A 17769-nucleotide genomic window follows, 5' to 3' on the forward strand; every position below is an offset into this window, starting at 1 on the left:
CTGCCGCTCGTGCCAGGCGAGGAGGATCGAGTCGACGTCCGGGAAGTACTTGTACAGCGTGGCGCGGCCGATCCCGGAGTCCGACGACGATCTGAGGCGGCTTCAGGATCTGGTCGCCGGACACATCGAGAGGTTCGGCCGACGCGACGGACTGCGGGTGCACTGGCAATCCCCGGAGGCGCCCGCGCTCCCTCCCGCAGTCACCGCCGCCGATGTCGATGCCGTTGCCGCCCAGGCTCCGGCAGGGCAGACCGTGCCGCGCCGCGGTCACCTCAGGGCGATGGGCCTCGTGGCCGTCGTCGTACTGGTCCTGGCCGTACACCTGGGGCTGGGCGCTGTGCTCCTGTCGAACTGGCGGTGGACCGGATGGGCCGTCGGCGGTCTCCTCGCGGTCGTTCTGGTGAAGGTCGCGCTGGTGGGCGGGTTCGCCAGCCGTCGCGTCCCTCGGCGCTACGACAAGAATCGCGGCGTTGCCTGACCTCATGGCCGAGTGACACGTATCCCGTCACGGTGTGACCCCGCGTGACCCATGACCCGTGACCCCGGACGTCGGGCTGCCGTGGCCGGAGTGTGCGCGGCCCCACCGGTCGGAGCGGCCGCTACTTCGCCGGGATCTTCTGCTCGAACCAGACGACCTTGCCGCTGCTCAGTCTCGTCGCGCCCCAGCGCAGGGCGAGTTGATTGACCAGGAACAGGCCGCGGCCGCTCTCGTCCCCGAGGTCGGCCTGCCGCATCCTGGGCACCTGGGGCGAGTCGTCGGTCACCTCGCAGCGGAGCACATCGGTGCGCAGCAGTCGCAGCGAGAGGGGCCTCGAGGCGAACCGCACGGCGTTCGTCACGACCTCGCTGACCATGAGTTCCGTCGGGTCTATCAGCGCTTCGAGACCCCAGCGGCGCAGGGCCCTGCGGGTCAGCCGGCGCGCCTGTCCCGCGGTCATGGGGTGCGGGGCCAGGTGCCAGTACCCGACGCTGTCCGGCGGGAATCCCTCGAACCGGGCGGTGAGGAGGGCGATGTCGTCGTCCCGGGTCCCCGGGCTCAGCGTGCCCAGTACGTGGTCGCAGAGCACTTCCAGCGAGGCGAGCCCCTGGTCGGTGCTCTGGAGCCGGATCCGCAGCGCCTCGACGCCGCTTCCGATGTCCGTGTCGCGGGACTCGACGAGTCCGTCGGTGTACAGCACCAGGGTCGCACCGGTGGGCGCGGCCATCTCCACCGACTCGAAGACGACGCCGCCGACGCCGATCGGAGCACCCGGCGGGACCGCGAGGACCTCGGCGCGGCCGTCCTCGTAGAGGAGCACCGCAGGCGGGTGACCGGCGTTCGCCATCAGCAGGCGGTGCGAGATCGGGTCGTAGATCGCGTAGAGGCAGGTCGCGATGTGGTCGCTGCCCAGCCGCTGGGCCTGCTCGTCGAGGTGGTGCAGGACCTCGTTGGGCGGCAGATCGAGACCGGCGAGGGTCTGCACGATGGTGCGCAACTGGCCCATGATCGCGGCGGAGGTCATGGAGTGGCCCATCACGTCGCCGACGATCAGGGCGACGCGGTTGCCGGGAAGCGGGATCGCGTCGTACCAGTCGCCGCCGACCTGGGCGGTCTTCGAGGCGGGCAGGTAGCGGCTGGCCAGCCGGACTCCAGTGGGTTCGGGCAGTGACGAGGGGAGCATGGTGTGCTGGAGGGTGTCCGCCACGGCGGCCTCGTGGCCGTACATCACCGCCTTCTGGACCCCGAGCGCGGTGTGCGTGGCGAGCTGCGAGGCGACGAGCAGGTCGTCGCTGGTGAAGACGGGTCGGTCCGTGCTGCGGAGCAGGACGACCGTGCCCATGACGTGATGGCTGCCGTGCAGCGGGGCGATGATCAGGCGGTGGCCCGGCGGCAGCGTCCCCGGGGGGTCCGCCCCCGCCGCGAGCAGTTCGGCGACGGCGGGCGCGTTGCCCGGCGCGTCACCGAACGCGGGGCGCCCGTCCCGCAGCAGCTCCGCGAGCCGTCCGCTGCCGGACGGTTCCACCCGCTCGGCGACTTCGGGGAGGGCGGGCGGTGGCGGGGACCCGTCGGCGTGCGGCAGCGTCGGCAACGCCCGGTCCGCACTGTGCAGTTGGAGCACGACGGGTGCCGCCGACTGCTCCGTGCCCACCGGCAGCGGATCGTCGAGGTGGATGAATATCGCGTCCGCGAACGCCGGTACGGCCGCCTGCCGCAGTTCCCGGAGTGTCTCGTCCAGATCCATCCCGCGGGCGATCCGCCGCGTCGCCACATCGAGATACCGAAGGCGGTCGGTCTGCGGCACGCGGCCGTCCGCCACCGCGGCAGGTGAGGCGGGGCCCTGCGGCGGGGCGGTGCCCTCGTGGGGGGTGTGGTGCTCGGTCACGCGTTCTGTCCCGTCCAGTGGGTGCGCGGTCCGCGGCTCGGACTCCGCCTCCTCAGTCACACCGTCTGCAGCAGAGGAACACCTGTTCCTCGGGCGGGACATCGGCCACCGCGGGGGCGTACGTGTACGAGTTCTCCTTGACGATCTCGAAGCCCGCCTCCTCGATGACCTTGTGCAGGTCCTCCCGCAGATAGCCGGAGACCCTGATCGTGTTCCCGAGGAACGGGATCGAGAAGTCGTCCACATCGGCCTCGACCATCGACAGGACGAACAGGCCACCGGGAACCAGAAGGTGACGGATGGTCAGTAGAGCGAGGGGAATCTCCTCGCGCGGCAGCATCAGCAGCGAGAAGAAGGCGGCGACGGCGTCGAAGCGGCCGAGGTCGCGTGGGCCACCCGGCCGCAGGTCGGCGACGTCCAGTTGATGGAACGTCGCGTCGGGGACGTAGGTGCTCGCGAGCTTCACCATGCCGCCGGAGAGGTCGACCCCCACGACCTCGAACCCGGCGTCCGTCATCTGGCGTGAGGTCGGCACGCCCGTGCCGCAGCCGAGATCCAGGACCCGCGATCCCCCGCCGAGTGATTCGATCAGCCACTCGCCCGCGGTGACCTGGCCTTCCTTGTGCGGAAAGGCCTCGTCGTAGCGGTCGCCGATGGCGTCGAAGGCTTCAGCCTGGCCTCTGCGGTCGAGCCGGATGCTCTCGTAATCAGTCCCGTGATTGCTGTTGATCACGAAAGAAACCTTTCATGGGGGCTATCGGATTATTTCACAATTCGGATGAAAGTGGCCGTGACGGGATCTCCGAGCCTTATAGGTCGCTCAGGAGACGTCAATTCGAGACGATAGTCGTTCAGTGTTCGGCGGGATGCCCGAGTGTCCGAAATCGCTCGGCGGGCGGGCAGGCTCGCGCGCCGGGTGCCCGGCTGTCCATGGCCGCCGAACTCGCGTGAACGGCAGGGAAGTTGGCGTGTCCGGGCGGCACGGACACGGCCGGAATCCGCCCGGCGGACACTGTGGCCGGATCGGGGCGCGGCGACAACTCGCCCCCGCGATCGGGTACACGACGAAGTCGGCTTCGCATGGGCGGAGTTGCAGTCCCGACGGTGGCACCACCCCGGCCCTCGGCCTGGAGGCCGGAGTCGTCGCGCGCACTGGGCACAGGACGACGCACTCACTGGGAACAAGACTGCGTACGAACTGGAGATACGCCGATGTGCTCGCCGGTAACGCGACCTGGCACTCACCGGGAACCGGTGACCGGGAGCTCGACGGCCGTCGCCCCGCTCAGCGGATTTCCCCCTCGGCCCCGACGGTCCCGACGCCGCCGGGCGGCCTTCTCCCGGTACCGGAATGTCGTATTCGTGGAAGGATCGTGTCCAGTCCAGTCCCGGTCCGAGCCCGGAAGAGGCCCGCCCGCCACAGACCCCGGGCCTGCGGTACGTGCTCATGTCTCACGTGGACGTGGAGGTTGCTGTGTCCGTACACCGCGTCGGCCTGGTCGTCCACCAGGGGCGGGCGGCGGCCCGCGACGTCGCCCGAGCTGTGCACGCCTGGTGCGACGCGCGGGGCGTCCGGTGCACCGAGATCGACGTCTGGGCCAAGAACCAGCAGCGTCGTGGCGGGCGCGCGGAAGCGGCGGCGGCCGGCAACCCGGACCTCGTCGTCACGCTCGGCGGCGACGGCACCTTCCTGCGCGGTGCCCGGATCGCCGTCAAGAGCGGCGCCAACGTGCTGGGCGTCGACCTCGGCAAGGTCGGGTTCCTCACCGAGGTACCGGCAGCCGACGTCACGCGGGCGCTGCAGGCGGTCCACGACGGGGACGTAACGGTCGAGGAGCGCATGACGCTGACCATGCGGGCCTCCCGCGCCCTGGAGATCCCCGGGGGAATGGAGGCACTGCTCCACTACGGCCGGGGTCCCGCCCTGCCACCGCCGCAGGTCAGAGCCGAGACGACGGAGGGCGACGGCTGGGGAGTGGCCCTGGACGTCACAGCCCTGAACGACGTCGTCCTGGAGAAGCTGGCCAGGGACCGCCAGGTGAGTGTCGGCGTCTACATCGCCGGACGGAGGCTGGCCTCCTACTCGGCGGACGCCTTCGCCGTCGCCACCCCCACAGGATCGACGGCCTACAGTTTCGCCGCCGGCGGTCCTGTGCTCTCCCCGCACATGGACGCGGTCGTCTTCACGCCGATCGCGCCGCACATGACTTTCAACCGCAGTGTGGTCGCCGCGCCGGACGAGCCCGTCGCCCTGCGGGTGCTGCCCCACTCGGGCCAGGCCGCCGTGAGCATCGACGGCCAGCTGCGCGGTGTGCTCGACCCCGGCGACTGGATCGGGGTCTTCCGGGCTCCGCAGCGGGTGTGCCTCATCCGGCTGCACCCCACCGACTTCTACGGCCGGCTGCGCGACCGCTTCCGCCTCACCGATGCACCGGCCACGGCCGCCGACGGCGAGCCCGCCCCGTTCTTCCGTCCCGACACCCCCATCCCGCCGGACCTCGCCGAACTGCGCCTGCCGCCTCCTTCGGCGGCTCGCTGACGGCGTGGCCCGTGTCCCGCGCGGATCCCACCGCCCACGCCGGACGGCCGATGCCGGGCCTCGGGAGGCCAGCGTCGGGCGTTGTGCGGCCGACATGGACGTCGGGCCGCGTCGCGCGGGATGTTGCGAATTTCCGGGAGAAGCTGTCGATCCAGGTGTGTCCCGTTCGACGCACGGGTGAGAGCGGGAAACCACGAACCCAAGGAGCACGGTCATGCCCGAGCTGCGCGTACACAACATCACCGTTTCGGTGGACGGTTACGCCGCCGGCCCCCACCAGCGTCTCGAACACCCGCTCGGTGAGGGCTTCGAGGGGATGCATGAATGGATGTTCGCCGCGATGCGCGACCTGGCCGACGGCAAGGGGGGAATCGACGTCGAGTACGTGGAGCGCAGCGAGGAGAACATCGGCGCCACCATCATGGGCCGCAATATGTTCGGGCCCCAGCGCGGACCGTGGGAGGACGAGTCGTGGACGGGCTGGTGGGGTCCCAACCCTCCGTACCACAACGACGTGTTCGTGCACACGCACCATGTGCGGCCCTCGGTGGCCATGGAGGGCGGAACGACCTTCCACTTCACCGACGAACCCATCGAGACGGTCCTCGCCCGTGCCTTCGAGGCGGCGGCGGGCAAGGACGTCCGGCTCGGCGGTGGACCATCCACCGTCCAGCAGTACCTGCGCGCAGGACTGATCGACGAACTGCACCTGGCCGTCGTCCCGCGGCTCCTGGGCCGGGGCGAGCGCCTGTTCGACAACCTCGGGGACGGGATCGACGGCTACAAGGTCGCCGAGCTGGTCGGATCGCCGGCCGCGACGCACGCCCGGCTGGTCCGTCGCTGACCGCACTCCAGGTCAGGTCAGGTCAGGTCAGGTCCGGCCGCTCCGTCGCCCATCGAGCCGCGGACAGTGACCGATCTGCGGGCTGTCCCCCGGGCGTGACCGGTCCGAGGCTTGCCCCCGTGCGGTGACCGGTCTGTGGCCTGCCCCCCAGGCGGTGACCGTCTGCGGCCTGCCCCCCCCGGGCGGTGACCGGTCCGCGGCTTCCTGTCGCGGCGGGTACGGCGAGTACGGCGGGCGGGTACCTGGGTACGGCGGGTACGGCCGTCGTGGCAGGTGCGCCGCTCAGGAACGCACGACCCCGCTCGCCAGCCAGTCGTACGCCGCCTGTGCCGTGAACTCGGCCTGGCCGCCGCGCAGGAGCAGATCGGCCCGGGCGAAGGCAGGGTCGTCGGCCTGGGCGGCGACATACGGGACGGCGATGCAGCGCATACCGGCCGCGTGTGCGGCGGCGGCGCCCGGCGCGGCGTCCTCCAGGACCACGCAGTCCGCCGGGGCGGCGCGCAGTCGGCGCGCCGCTTCCAGGAACACGTCGGGGGCCGGCTTGCCGTGCGCCACCTCGTCGGCCGAGACGACGTTCGTGAGCCGGGAGGCGAGGCCCGTGCCGGCCAGGATCGCTTCGATCGCCTCGGGCGAGGAACCGGAGGCCACGGCCATCGGCACGTCGGCGGTGGCCAGCAGTTCCACGAACGTCCGCATCTCCGGGTACACGTGCGTGGAGGCGCGCGCCAGTTCCAGGTAGCGGCGGTTCGTCTCCGTGAGCAGGGTGTCGAGCGGGGCCGTCAGACCGTAGCGCTCCTTCCAGAGCGCGAGCGTCTCCTGGGTGCTGATACCGACGTATCGCTCATGCTCGTCCCAGGTGAAGTCGGTGACGCCCTGCTCGGCGAGGGTCCGGCGCCCCGCTTCGAAGTAGTTCGGTTCGCTGTCCACGAGCGTTCCGTCAAGATCGAAGATGACCGAAGTTCTGCCGAGGGTGCGCATGCGGTCAAGGATGCCCGGGGATGATCCCGTGCAGCCGTGCAGCCGTGCAGCCGTGCAGCCGTGCAGCCGTGCAGCCGTGCAGCCCTGCAGGGCGTGCGGGGACGCCCGCCCTGTCACCGCTCGGCTGCCCGCGCGGGCAGCCCGTTCCGGGGGCGGGTGCTCAGCTCCGCGCCGCCCGCCCGATCGACTCCACCAGCGGCAGCAACCGGTGCGGGACGCGCTCGCGCAGTGCCACCTCGGTCCGGGTGCGGACCACGCCGGGCAGGCTGATGAGCGCTTGGATCACATCCTCCAGGTGGGCGTTGTCACGCGCCGCGACCCGGGTGATCAGATCGCCGCCGCCGGTGATCGAGAACGCCTCGATGATCTCCGGTACGGCGGCGAGCGCGTCGCCGACGTCGTCGAGATGGCCCTGAGTGACCTCGATGTGCACGAAGGCGAGCACGGGGTGGCCGAGAGCCGCGGGGGACAGCGACGGGGCCGTCCCGGTGATCACCCCGTCCCGCTCCAGCCGGTCCAGGCGTGCCTGAAGCGTGCCGCGGGCGACACCGAGGACGCGGGCGTATTCGCGGACGCTGGTACGCGGCTGCTCCAGAAGCAGTCGCAGGATGCGGGTGTCGAGCTCGTCGACGGCCATGGTCCGTTGGCCTCCCTGTGGCCGACAATGATCACTTTCAACTGTACCAATGGCCCAGCTGAAACCGTGCCGGTTGAGCCAGTTCGCGACTGCCGCTTACCTTGTCCCTATTGATGGCGCTGCGCAGCGCCGGACGGCAAGGACGCCGTACCGGACCCGCGGCGCCTTTCGCATGTGCGCTGCGCATGCCGAACCAGAGCTGAAGTGCGAAGTGGGGGCGGGCCGCCGACGGTGAAGAAGATGTTCATGGCTCCGGATCCGGGACTGTTCCGGCTGCGGGTCTCGCTCCGGGCGGTCCTCGGCATCGGCCTCGCGGTCGCCCTGTGCCAACTGGCCGGGCTCTCGCTGCCCGCGTCGATCACCGGCGGGCTCGCGGCGCTCCTCGCGCTGTTCACGGTCGGCGACCCGACGGTGCGCGGCCAGGCCGGCACCACGGCGCTGCTCCCGGTGGCCGGATTGCCGGTCCTCACGATCGCGACCGCCCTGCACGGGCTGCCGACGCTGCGCGACGCGACCTGGCTCGCCGTGGTCTTCATCGGGGTGTACGCCCGCCGCTACGGCCCGCGCGGGCACGCGCTCGGCATCTTCGCGTTCATGATGTTCTTCACCACCCAGTTCCTGCACGCCGTGCCCGGCCAGCTCCCGCAGCTGTACGCCGCCGTCGCCCTGTCGCTCGCGGCGTCCTCGGCCGTGCGATTCGGCGCCTGGTGCGTCGAGCGGCGCAGCCCCCTGCCCGCCGCGCCGCTGCCGCTGGACGGGCGCGGACTGGCGCGCCCCGCCACCCGCCAGGCCTTCCAGGCGACCGCGGCCTGCGCCTTCGCGCTGACCGCGGGCCAGCTGCTGTCGCACGACCGCTGGTACTGGGCCGTCGGCACCGCGTGGTGGATCTTCGTCAACACGGCCTCGCGTGGCGAGACGCTGGTCCGCGGCTTCCGGCGCGTGGTCGGCACGCTCACCGGGATCGTGGCCGGGCTCCTGATCGCCGTACCGCTGCACGGCGCGCCGGCGCCCACCGCCGTCCTCGTCGCGGTGAGCGTCTTCGGGATCTTCTACACGGCCGCGCCCTCGTACAGCTGGATGATGTTCTTCGTCACCGTCATGGCGGGCCTGCTCTACGGGCTGCTCGGCGTCCTGCACCCGGGTCTGCTGGGGCTCCGGCTCGCCGAGACCGGTGTCGGCGCGCTCGGCGCCGCGCTCGCGGTCGTGCTCGTCCTGCCCATCACCACGCACACGGTCACCGACCGGTGGATCGAGCGCGCCCTGCACGCCGTGCACGGCTGCACCTCGGCGGCGGCCCGGCGTCTCGCGGGCGACGGTCAGGCCGACCCCGCGCCGCGCGCGGGGGAGCTCGAAGCACTTCTGGGGCGCGTGCGGATGGCTCTCGCGCCCCTGGTGCATCCGCTCAACCCGATGCGGCAGCGCAAGGAGCGGGCCCGCGCGATCCTCGCCCTGCTCGACGACTGCGCGCGCGAGGTGCGGGGCCTCGCCGCCGTCGCAGCCGACCCGGACGCCTCGCACGACGCCCGTCTCACGGCGGCCTGCCGACGGGTCGAGAAGGCGATGGAGTCCCTGGTCGGCGCCGTACCGGGAGGCGTTCCGGCGGCCCACCACGGCGCCCCGGGCCACCACCCAGGGGCCGAGCAGGCGCTCGTCCACCTGCACGGCCTGGAACGCGCGCTCGTCGAACTGGAGACGCCGCTGCGCGGCTCGCTGCTCCTCGGCGCCTGAGGTCTGCGGGGCGCTTCCCCCGGTGTCCGGCCGTCACCCGTGGTCCCAGGAGGCCGCCCTCCCTCTGTGGACACGGACGCCCGGAATGAGGCAGATTTACCGGCCATCCACAGGGCGGATCGCCGCACCCGCCGGGCGACTCCGCGGCCTTCGGACACGCGGGCGCCGCGGACCGGGCGGGAGCGGCCCGCGGGCGGAACTCTTGGGGGCGGCACCATGCGCGACTTCCCGCGCGGCACCACACACGAAGAGCCCACGGCCGACAGATCGGACGCCGGGCACACGGGCCCCCAGGACGACGGCCCGGCCGGCTGGCTGGACCGGATCCGGCACGACGACGAGCACCGCGGCGAAGATCCGGAACGAGGGCGCGGACGCCCGCTGGACGGCCTCGGAGCGACCCCTGCCGCCAACCCCCCGACACGCGCCCCGCAAGCTCGTGGCGGCCGCGGTACGGACTTCACACAGCCTCCTGCGCCGTACGCGCCAGGCGCTCCGGCCGATTGTCGTACGGACTTCACGGGGCCTCCTGCCCCGAACGTGCCCGGTGTGCCGGCCGACGGCTCTGGGGACCTGGTGCGGCCTCGTGAGCTGTATGCGTCCGGTGTCTCGGCCGACCGTTGCGGGGACTCCGCCCCGTCGCGCGGACCGCACGGGCAACAGGCCCGGAACACTCGCCGGGCGGACGACGTGTTCTCGTCCGCCGTTCCGGCCGACGCCCACGCCGTGGAGATTGCCGCGGCGTCCCGCGCCTTGTCCGCGCAGCTGGACGCACTGGCAACGCTCTGGCCGGACCGGGGCGCCACCCCGATCCCCGGGCTTCGCGGGCGGCTGATGGCCGGGGAGGCCGCAGCCGAGGCACTGACCCGGCCAGCCCGGGATCCCGGCCGGACCGGACCGGACACGTGCACCGGACCGGACACGCGGACCGGACCGGACACGTGCACCGGGTCGGACACGCGGACCGGACCGGACACGCGGACCGGGTCGGACACGCGGACCGGGTCGGACACGCGGACCGGGTCGGACACGCGGACCGGGTCGGACGAGCGGACCGGGTCGGACGAGCGGACCGGGTCGGACGAGCGGACCGGGCCGGACACGTGGACCGGCGCCGGGTGCGGGGCCGGTTCCGACCGGAACGAACCGGGCCCGGCCCCGCACCGACGCCTCCCGCACTCGCCCCACGACCTGCTCCGCGCCGCCGCCGAGTTCATCACGCTCCACCGCACCGAGGAGCGCCTGGGTGATCCGGCCCGCCGGATCACCGCCGTCCGCGCGGAGATCGCGGACACGGGGACGTACCGGCACACCACCAGGGAACTCGTCTTCGGCGCGCGGGTCGCCTGGCGCAACGCCAACCGCTGCATCGGCCGGCTGTACTGGAACTCGCTGAGCGTGCGCGACCGCCGCGACGTACGGGACGCCGGTGAGGTCGCCGAGGCGTCGGCCGACCACCTCCGGGAGGCCACGCGCGACGGCAGGATCCGGTCGCTCATCACGGTCTTCGCGCCCGACACACCCGAGCGCCCCGGCCCCAGGATCTGGAACGAACAGCTCATCCGGTACGCGGGCTACCCACGCCCCGACGGCGGCGTGACCGGCGACCCGCGCAACGCCGGCCTCACCGCGGCCGCCCGCCGGCTCGGCTGGCCCGGCGGCCCCGGCACGCCCTTCGACGTCCTTCCGCTGGTGATCCAGGACACCGGCGCCGAGCCGCGCTGGTTCGCGCTGCCCGAGGACGCGGTGCTCGAAGTGGAGCTCGGCCACCCCGAGTACACCTGGTGGCACACGCTCGGACTGCGCTGGCACGCGGTGCCCGCCATCTCCAACATGTGCCTGGAGATAGGCGGCGTCTGCTACCCGGCCGCGCCCTTCAACGGCTGGTACATGGGCACGGAGATCGGTGCCCGCAACCTCGCCGACACCGACCGCTACGACCTTCTGCCGTTCATAGCCGAGCGCCTCGGCCTCGACACCCGCACCGACCGTTCCCTGTGGAAGGACCGCGCCCTCGTCGAACTCAACCGCTCGGTCCTGGACTCCTTCGACCGTGCGGGCGTCACCGTCACCGACCATCACACCGAGTCCCGGCGGTTCCTCACTCATCTGGGACGCGAGGAGAGCAAGGGCCGCCCGGTGGGCGCCGACTGGTCGTGGATCGTGCCCCCGATCTCGGGCAGCGCGACGCCCGTCTTCCACCGCACGTTCGACACCGTCGAACGGACTCCGGCCTACGTCCACCACCCGGAGGCCCTGGACCGGGCGCGGGGCGTGATCCCGCTCTAGCCCGCGCTCCACTCGCTGTTCCAGCCGCTGTTCCAGCCGGGCCGTTCCGGCCGGTCGACCGGCCCACCCACTCTGGTCTAGACCGCGGTGCCCCGACTGCTACCGTCGCCCCCGATGACGCGGGACCGAGAGGGGACAGCAGTGGCAGTCGGCGGCAGGCGGCAACAGCGGGCGTTCATCGGCTCGTTCACGGCGGCGGGAGGCCTCGGTGTCCTCACGGCGGCCGTCGATCCGGACAGCGGCGCACTGACCGTCCTGAGCGCGGTCGACGGCGTGCCCGACCCCTCGTACCTCGCCCTCTCGCCCGCACACGATGTCCTGTACGCGGTCAGCGAGACCGCCGAGGGCGCGGTGGCCGCCTACCGCGTGCACGCCGACAAGCCGGAACTGACCGGTCCGCCGATCCGCACCGGCGGCAGCGGGCCCACCCACCTCAGTGTCTTCGACGGACACGTCCTGACCGCCAACTACGGCTCGGGCAGCGTCACCGCCGTGCCCATCCGGCCCGGCGGCGGACTCGCCGTCGCCGCCTCCAGCGTGCTCCAGCACACCGGTTCCGGTCCGCACACGAAGCGGCAGCAAGGTCCGCACGCCCACCAGGTGCAGCCCGACCCCACGGGCCGATGGGCGGTCAGCGTCGACCTCGGCACGGACTCCCTCCGGGTGTGCGCCCTCGACGGCGGAACGCTCACCCTGCACCGCGAGATCGCCCTGCGCCCCGGCTCCGGGCCCCGCCACCTCGTCTTCCACCCGCGGGGCGAGCACGCGTACGTCCTCAACGAACTCGCCCCGACCGTCACGGTCTGCCGCTGGGACGCCGCCGAAGGCGCGCTGCGGCCCATCGGCGAGACGTCGGTACTCTCCGGTGTCCCGGACGGCGACGCGTACCCCTCGGGCATCGTCGTCTCGCCCGACGGCCGCTTCGTGTGGACCGCAACCCGCGGCCAGGACGTCGTCTCCGTGCTCACGCCCGACGGGGTGGGCGAGGGGCTCAGGCTGGTCGCCACGGTGCCCTGTGGCGGCGTCTGGCCCCGTGCGCTGGCCCTCGACCCCTCTGGCCGCTTCCTGTACGCGGCCAACGAGCGCTCCGGCGACGTGACCTGGTTCACCGTCGACCCGGACACGGGCGTGCCGCACCGCGGCGGCTCGGTCGAGGCACCCGCGGCGTCCTGCGTGGTCTTCGGCTGACCTGGCCGACCCGGCAGATCTGTCTGCCCCGGCTGCCCCGGCTGATCCGGGGATTCACGCGGCGTACGTCTCGCGCCCATGGGAAAGGGCCCCTCCTGTCACAGGAGCGGGCCCTTTCGATGTGCGGGTAGTACGGGTTGTACGGGTAGTGCGGGTGTACCGGCCGACTAGAAGGCCGGCGCTCCCTGGTTCTGCGGCGGCGCGATACCCAGCGCCGACGTGTACTGGGCCAGCGCGAGCTTGCCGATCGCCGGGTACGGGCCGAGGGCCTCGGCGGCGCTGCAGCCGGCCTCCTTGGCCGCCGCGTCGAGCAGACCCGCGTCGAGCTCCGGACCGATCAGGTACGGGGCGAGCGCGAGCTGCTGCGAACCCGAGCCGCGCAGCTGCTCGGCGATGGCCGCGATGGACCCTTCCTCGTCGAGCGCCGCCGCCATGACCGGCACGGCGAGCCGCGCGGCGAGCAGCATGCCGGTGATCCCGGCGGCCTGCACGGCGTCCTCGCCGCCGACGGTGGCGAGGACGATGCCGTCCGCGGCGGTCGCCACGGTGAACAGCCGGGCACGGTCGGCGCGGGCCAGACCGGCCTCGGACAGGCGAACGTGCAGCGCCTCGGCGAGCAGCGGGTGCGGACCGAGGACATCGGTCAGTTCTGCCGCGACGCGGCTGTCCATGACCGCCTGGCGGATGCGGCGCAGCAAGGCGTTGTCCGGACCGGCGAGCAGCGGTACCACGATGCCGACCGGGCCGTCGGGCGCGGAGACGTCGGAACCGGCGGCGCGGGCCTGCTCGAAGCGCGCGGTGCGCTCCTCGGCGGCGTGGGTCAGCACGGACTGCAGCGTGGGGAACTCGTCGTCCCCGTCCAGGTAACCGATGCGGGCATCGAGGCCGGGGAGCTCGGAGCGCGCGATGCTCACGACCTCCTCGGCGAGGCTGCGCGTGGCCGCGCTGGGGGTGCCCGGCACCGCGAGGACGAGCGCGGGCGCGCCCTCGGGAGCCGCCAGGGGTTCCGGACGGCGGTGCCGCCCGGCTTGGCGGGGTCGCGGCATTCGTACTGGCAGGCCGGACGCGGGCCCAGTGGGGGAGCTCATGGCGCCGCATGTTACTGGTTTCTTGGGTTCCCCTGTTCGGGGAGGGTGCAGGTGAGCGGTATCCGTCCGCTTTTGTCTGATGAGTTACGTACGGATCAGAAGTGATCAGTAATCACGGACTTGTCGGTCCTGCGATGAATTCCGGCCATCGATTTCCGGATACGGCTTTTCAGTCGCCACGTGCAACATCCGCTCGTCCAGGGGCAGCGTGAGCAGGCCGTTCGCCAAGTCGGCGGCGATCCGGAGCGCGCCGTCGAGCGGGTCGCCCGTGGCCGGAACCTGCCGGGCGTGCGGCAGCCGCTCGGCCAACTCCTCGCGCAGGGGGTCGAGGAGCGGGGCGCCCATCTTGAACAGGCCCCCGGTGAGCGCGAGATGGGGCTCGCCGTCGACCGGGCACACTGCCGCGGCCGACTCGGCCATGTGCCGTGCGGCGCCTCGCAGGATGTCCGCCGCCACGGGATCGCTCGCGGCACGGGAGGCCACCTCCGGGGCGAAGGAGGCGAGCACGGCGGGCCGGTCGGTGCGCGGGTACAACCGTCCAGGCAGCCCCGGCATCGGTCCGAACATCTCCTCCGCCCGCGCCAGCAGTGCGGCCGAGCCGCCCGGGCGGCCGTCGAACGCCCGCAGGGCCGCCTCCAGGCCCGCGCCACCGATCCACGCGCCGCCGCCGCAGTCGCCGAGCAGATGACCCCACCCGTCGGCCCTGCGCCACGACGTGAGGTCGGTACCGATCGCGATCATGCCGGTGCCGGCCGCGATCACGGCACCCGCCCGAGGGCCGAGCGCACCCGTGTACGCGGTCACCGCGTCGGCCGCCAGGGCGAGTCGCCGTACCCCTAGCTCGCGCTCCAGCGCCGTCGGCAGCTCGTCCCGCAGTTCGTCACCGAGCGTGGCCAGGCCGGCCGCGCCGATGGCGATCGCCCCGAGCCGCTCGGTTCCTGCCTCGGTCATCAACCGCCGTGCCATCGGCAAGAGTTGATCCAGCAGATGCCCGGCCGAGATCCCGCGCGGGCCGGTACGGACCGGTTCCTCGGAGGTCAGGGGGTCACTGAGCGGGGCCGGGCAAGGCGCCGCCCCTTGGCGTACGGGGGAGCCGGCGTCGCCCGTCACCCCGTGCGCGGCGAGCGCCACGCGCAGCCCCGAACCGCCGGAGTCCACGGCCAGCACCACGGATGGCCCCGGACCGCTCCGCCGCCCGCCGCGTACACCGTCGGACGTCACGGCAGGCGCCAGTCCACCGGCTCCGCTCCCTGCCTGGTCAGCAGGTCGTTGGCGCGGCTGAAGGGGCGGGAACCGAAGAAGCCGCGGTCGGCCGACATGGGCGAGGGGTGCGAGGACTCCACCGAGGGGAGATCGCCGAGCAGGGGGCGCAGATTGCGGGCGTCGCGGCCCCACAGGATCGACACCAGCGGCCGGCCGCGAGCGGCCAGCGCCCGTATCGCCTGTTCGGTGACTTCCTCCCAGCCCTTGCCGCGGTGTGCGGCGGGGCTGCGGGGAGCCGTGGTGAGCGCCCTGTTGAGCAACAGAACACCCTGCTTCGTCCAGGGGGTGAGGTCACCGGTCGACGGCTGGGGCGCCCCGAGGTCGGTGTTCAGCTCGCGGAAGATGTTGATCAGGCTGGGCGGCAGCGGACGTACCTCAGGGGCCACCGAGAACGACAGCCCCACAGCGTGTCCCGGTGTCGGATAGGGGTCCTGACCGACGATGAGGACGCGTACCTCGTCGAAGGGCTGCTGGAAGGCTCGCAGGACATTCGCCCCGGCCGGTAGGTAGGTGCGTCCCGCGGCGATCTCCGCGCGCAGGAAGTCGCCCATCTCGGCGATCCGTCCGGCCACGGGGTCGAGGGCTTTCGCCCAGCCCGGTTCGACGATCTCATGCAACGGTCGTGGTGCCACGGCGTCACCCTACTGCCGTACACATGGCGGAGATCAAACCGGTGGCCGTCACGCGACCGAGGATGACCGATTCGTCGTCGAATCGGACGTTCTCCGGGCACAAGACACCTGCCGCCGCGGACTGTTGGAGTCTCCGGGATCCCAAGCCGCGACCGTTTCCGAGCCACGACTCTCTGGGACCGCGACCGCTCTCAGGCCGTGACCGCTGTCATGGCACCACCGTGCTCAGTCCACGACTGCCGCGCGGACGCACAGGACATCGGGCAGATGCGAGGCGAGCTGCTGCCAGCTGTCGCCGTCGTCCGCCGACGCGTACACCTCGCCGTTGCGATTGCCGAAGTACACGCCCGCCGGGTCCGCGCCGTCCGTGCACAGCGCGTCGCGCAGCACCGTGCCGTAGTGGTCCTCGGAGGGCAGTCCCGCCGTCAGCGGCTCCCAGTTCACGCCGGCGTCCTCCGTGCGGAAGACACGGCACCGGCGGTCGGCCGGGACCCTGTCCGAATCCGCGTTGATCGGGAAGACGTACGCCGTGTCGCCGCGGTGCGGATGCGTCGCCACCGCGAACCCGAACGTGGACGGCAGGCCCGCGCCGATGTCGGTCCACTGCCCACCCGCGTCGTCGCTGCGGTACACCCCCCAGTGGTTCTGGAGATAGAGCCGGTCCGGGTCCGCCGCGTCGCGCGCGACCTTGTGCACGCACTGCCCGAACTCCGGGTTCGGATCCGGCAGGAACACCGCCGAGACACCGGAGTTGGCGGGCTCCCAGCTCGCGCCGCTGTCGGCGGTGCGGAAGACTCCGGCCGTGGAGACGGCGACCGTCACGGCCCGCGGGTCGCGCTCGTCGGTGAGGATGGTGTGCAGCCCCTCACCGCCTCCGCCCGGGACCCACTTCGAGCGGGTGGGGTGCTCCCACAGGGGACGGACCAGTTCGAAGGACTCGCCCCGGTCCTCCGAGCGGTACAACGCGGCCGGCTCCGTCCCCGCGTACACCACGTCCGGTTCGGCGGCCGCCGGGTGCAGCTGCCACACCCGCTCCAGCGAGGCGCCCGTCTCCTTGGGGAACTTGACGGCGGGCCGCGCCGGTTCGGTCCACGTCAGTCCCAGATCGTCGGAGTGGAACACGGACGGGCCCCAGTGCGCGCTGTCCCCGCCGGCCAGCAGCCGCGGTCGGTCGCCCCGGGTGTCGATCGCGACCGAGTACACGGCCTGCGCGTTGAAGTACGGATTCTCGTCGAACTCCCAGGCGCCGTCGCGCCGTCGCCCGATGAAGAGACCTTTGCGAGTGCCCACCGTGAGCAGTACGTCGGCCATGGCCGACCACCTCCGCGACGTCGTTGTCTGCGATACGGGCCAGTCTGCACCCCGGCACTGACAGTCACCTCCCGGCCTCGCGTTTCCGCAGCTCGGACGGGTCGTGTCGGCGGACGGCGGGGTTCGCCGCCCCGGTCGGATACCGGTCGCGGGGCGGGCCGCGCGGCACCTGGCTCCCGCGACGCACGAGCCGACGGGCACGGGGCGTGAGCATCGCGCGGAGCAGGCGCGTAAGGGAGGGAGATGTGGTGTGTCCGTACGGTGGTGAGGAGGATGCCCTTGATGGCGGCATTCCGTGGTCCGAGGGCCTGGCTGTGGCGGTGGCGGCGCAACCCGCTGCGGCGGCGGAGCGATGTCCTGGAGGCCTGGATCATGCTCGCGGCCTGGGCGCTCACGGTGCTCGCCGGCGCGGTCACGGGCCTGGCGACCATCCGCGCCGTGGAGCAGGGTCTCGCCCAGCAACGCGCGGAGTGGCACGCCGTCCCCGCTCGACTGACCGAGGACGCGCCGGAGGCGGGGCGGACGGAACCCGCCGGTCGCGTCGTGTGGACGAAGGTCCGCTGGACGGCGCCGGACGGCACCCCTCGCTCCGGCCAGGTACGGGTCTACGCGGGCACCTCGGCGGACACCCCGGTCCTGGTGTGGACCGACCCCGACGGGCGCCTCGTCACCCGGCCCACCACCGTCGCCGTGGCCCGGCTGCGCGCCTACATGATCGGCACCTTCGCCGGCGTGGGCGTGGCGGGCGTCCCCTTCATGGCCGGGCGCCTTCTCCGCGGCCGTCTGGAACGGCGGCGCATGCGGCGGTGGGACGAGGAGTGGGAGCGGATCGGACCGCAGTGGGGCCGGATGACGAGCTGAGCGGGTCGTTCAGGGACCTCGCCCGGGTCGCCGAACGAGCGGCCTGCG

General features: G+C 72.5%; 15 protein-coding genes. 7 read left to right on the forward strand and 8 right to left on the reverse strand.

Annotated elements, in window-relative coordinates:
- The first annotated feature begins 58 nt into the window (after nt 1-58).
- Nucleotides 59-478 carry a hypothetical protein gene (locus tag ACZ4N5_RS19035; RefSeq protein ID WP_467758211.1) on the forward strand — a complete coding sequence of 140 codons (420 nt, stop codon included), beginning with the start codon at nt 59-61 and terminating at the stop codon, nt 476-478.
- Nucleotides 479-599: 121 nt separating this feature from the next.
- On the opposite strand, the gene ACZ4N5_RS19040 is transcribed toward ACZ4N5_RS19035, so the two are convergent.
- Together ACZ4N5_RS19040 and ACZ4N5_RS19045 are read right to left on the reverse strand one after the other, a co-directional pair.
- The gene (locus ACZ4N5_RS19040) at nt 600-2222 is read right to left on the reverse strand and encodes a SpoIIE family protein phosphatase (protein ID WP_467758276.1); all 1623 of its coding nucleotides are present in this window, start codon (nt 2220-2222) and stop codon (nt 600-602) included.
- A 193-nt stretch (nt 2223-2415) separates the two neighbouring features.
- Nucleotides 2416-3096: a class I SAM-dependent DNA methyltransferase gene (locus ACZ4N5_RS19045; RefSeq protein ID WP_467758212.1), complete on the reverse strand. Its 681-nt coding sequence runs from the start codon at nt 3094-3096 to the stop codon at nt 2416-2418.
- 741 nt (nt 3097-3837) lie between these two features.
- On the opposite strand from ACZ4N5_RS19045, the gene ACZ4N5_RS19050 reads away from it, so the two are divergent.
- Both ACZ4N5_RS19050 and ACZ4N5_RS19055 read left to right on the forward strand, forming a co-directional pair.
- The gene (locus tag ACZ4N5_RS19050; protein WP_467758213.1) at nt 3838-4902 is read left to right on the forward strand and encodes an NAD(+)/NADH kinase; all 1065 of its coding nucleotides are present in this window, start codon (nt 3838-3840) and stop codon (nt 4900-4902) included.
- A gap of 214 nt (nt 4903-5116) precedes the next feature.
- Complete coding sequence (locus tag ACZ4N5_RS19055) at nt 5117-5746, forward strand: dihydrofolate reductase family protein (protein WP_467758214.1); 630 nt, start codon at nt 5117-5119, stop codon at nt 5744-5746.
- A 282-nt stretch (nt 5747-6028) separates the two neighbouring features.
- Here the strand turns inward: ACZ4N5_RS19055 and ACZ4N5_RS19060 are convergent, their stop codons facing one another.
- Together ACZ4N5_RS19060 and ACZ4N5_RS19065 are read right to left on the reverse strand one after the other, a co-directional pair.
- On the reverse strand, nt 6029-6724 hold the full coding sequence (locus ACZ4N5_RS19060; protein ID WP_467758215.1) for an HAD family hydrolase: 696 nt from the start codon (nt 6722-6724) through the stop codon (nt 6029-6031).
- A 160-nt stretch (nt 6725-6884) separates the two neighbouring features.
- On the reverse strand, nt 6885-7361 hold the full coding sequence (locus tag ACZ4N5_RS19065) for an Lrp/AsnC family transcriptional regulator (protein ID WP_261703115.1): 477 nt from the start codon (nt 7359-7361) through the stop codon (nt 6885-6887).
- 240 nt (nt 7362-7601) lie between these two features.
- Between ACZ4N5_RS19065 and ACZ4N5_RS19070 the strand changes: the two genes are divergently transcribed.
- The 3 genes from ACZ4N5_RS19070 to ACZ4N5_RS19080 all read left to right on the forward strand — a co-directional run bounded on the left by ACZ4N5_RS19070 (nt 7602) and on the right by ACZ4N5_RS19080 (nt 12566).
- Nucleotides 7602-9089, forward strand: a complete 1488-nt coding sequence (locus tag ACZ4N5_RS19070; protein WP_467758216.1) for an FUSC family protein — start codon at nt 7602-7604, stop codon at nt 9087-9089.
- Nucleotides 9090-10304: 1215 nt separating this feature from the next.
- On the forward strand, nt 10305-11378 hold the full coding sequence (locus ACZ4N5_RS19075; RefSeq protein WP_467758277.1) for a nitric oxide synthase oxygenase: 1074 nt from the start codon (nt 10305-10307) through the stop codon (nt 11376-11378).
- A gap of 141 nt (nt 11379-11519) precedes the next feature.
- Nucleotides 11520-12566 carry a lactonase family protein gene (locus ACZ4N5_RS19080; protein ID WP_467758278.1) on the forward strand — a complete coding sequence of 349 codons (1047 nt, stop codon included), beginning with the start codon at nt 11520-11522 and terminating at the stop codon, nt 12564-12566.
- Between the two features lie 167 nt (nt 12567-12733).
- Here the strand turns inward: ACZ4N5_RS19080 and ACZ4N5_RS19085 are convergent, their stop codons facing one another.
- The 4 genes from ACZ4N5_RS19085 to ACZ4N5_RS19100 all read right to left on the reverse strand — a co-directional run bounded on the left by ACZ4N5_RS19085 (nt 12734) and on the right by ACZ4N5_RS19100 (nt 16860).
- Nucleotides 12734-13654: a sirohydrochlorin chelatase gene (locus ACZ4N5_RS19085; RefSeq protein WP_467758217.1), complete on the reverse strand. Its 921-nt coding sequence runs from the start codon at nt 13652-13654 to the stop codon at nt 12734-12736.
- A 105-nt stretch (nt 13655-13759) separates the two neighbouring features.
- On the reverse strand, nt 13760-14875 hold the full coding sequence (locus ACZ4N5_RS19090; protein WP_467758218.1) for an N-acetylglucosamine kinase: 1116 nt from the start codon (nt 14873-14875) through the stop codon (nt 13760-13762).
- Complete coding sequence (locus tag ACZ4N5_RS19095) at nt 14872-15549, reverse strand: uracil-DNA glycosylase (protein ID WP_467758219.1); 678 nt, start codon at nt 15547-15549, stop codon at nt 14872-14874. The genes ACZ4N5_RS19090 and ACZ4N5_RS19095 overlap by 4 nt, the downstream gene beginning before the upstream one ends.
- Before the next feature lie 225 nt (nt 15550-15774).
- A complete protein-coding gene (locus ACZ4N5_RS19100) occupies nt 15775-16860 on the reverse strand; it encodes a WD40/YVTN/BNR-like repeat-containing protein (protein WP_467758220.1) in 1086 nt (361 codons plus the stop codon).
- A gap of 282 nt (nt 16861-17142) precedes the next feature.
- Here ACZ4N5_RS19100 and ACZ4N5_RS19105 point away from each other — a divergent pair, with 282 nt between their 5' ends.
- Entirely contained in the window at nt 17143-17721 is a 579-nt protein-coding gene (locus ACZ4N5_RS19105; RefSeq protein WP_467758221.1) for an Rv1733c family protein, read from the forward strand.
- Nucleotides 17722-17769 lie beyond the last annotated feature (48 nt).

The organism is Streptomyces sp. NPDC026500 (assembly GCF_055567635.1).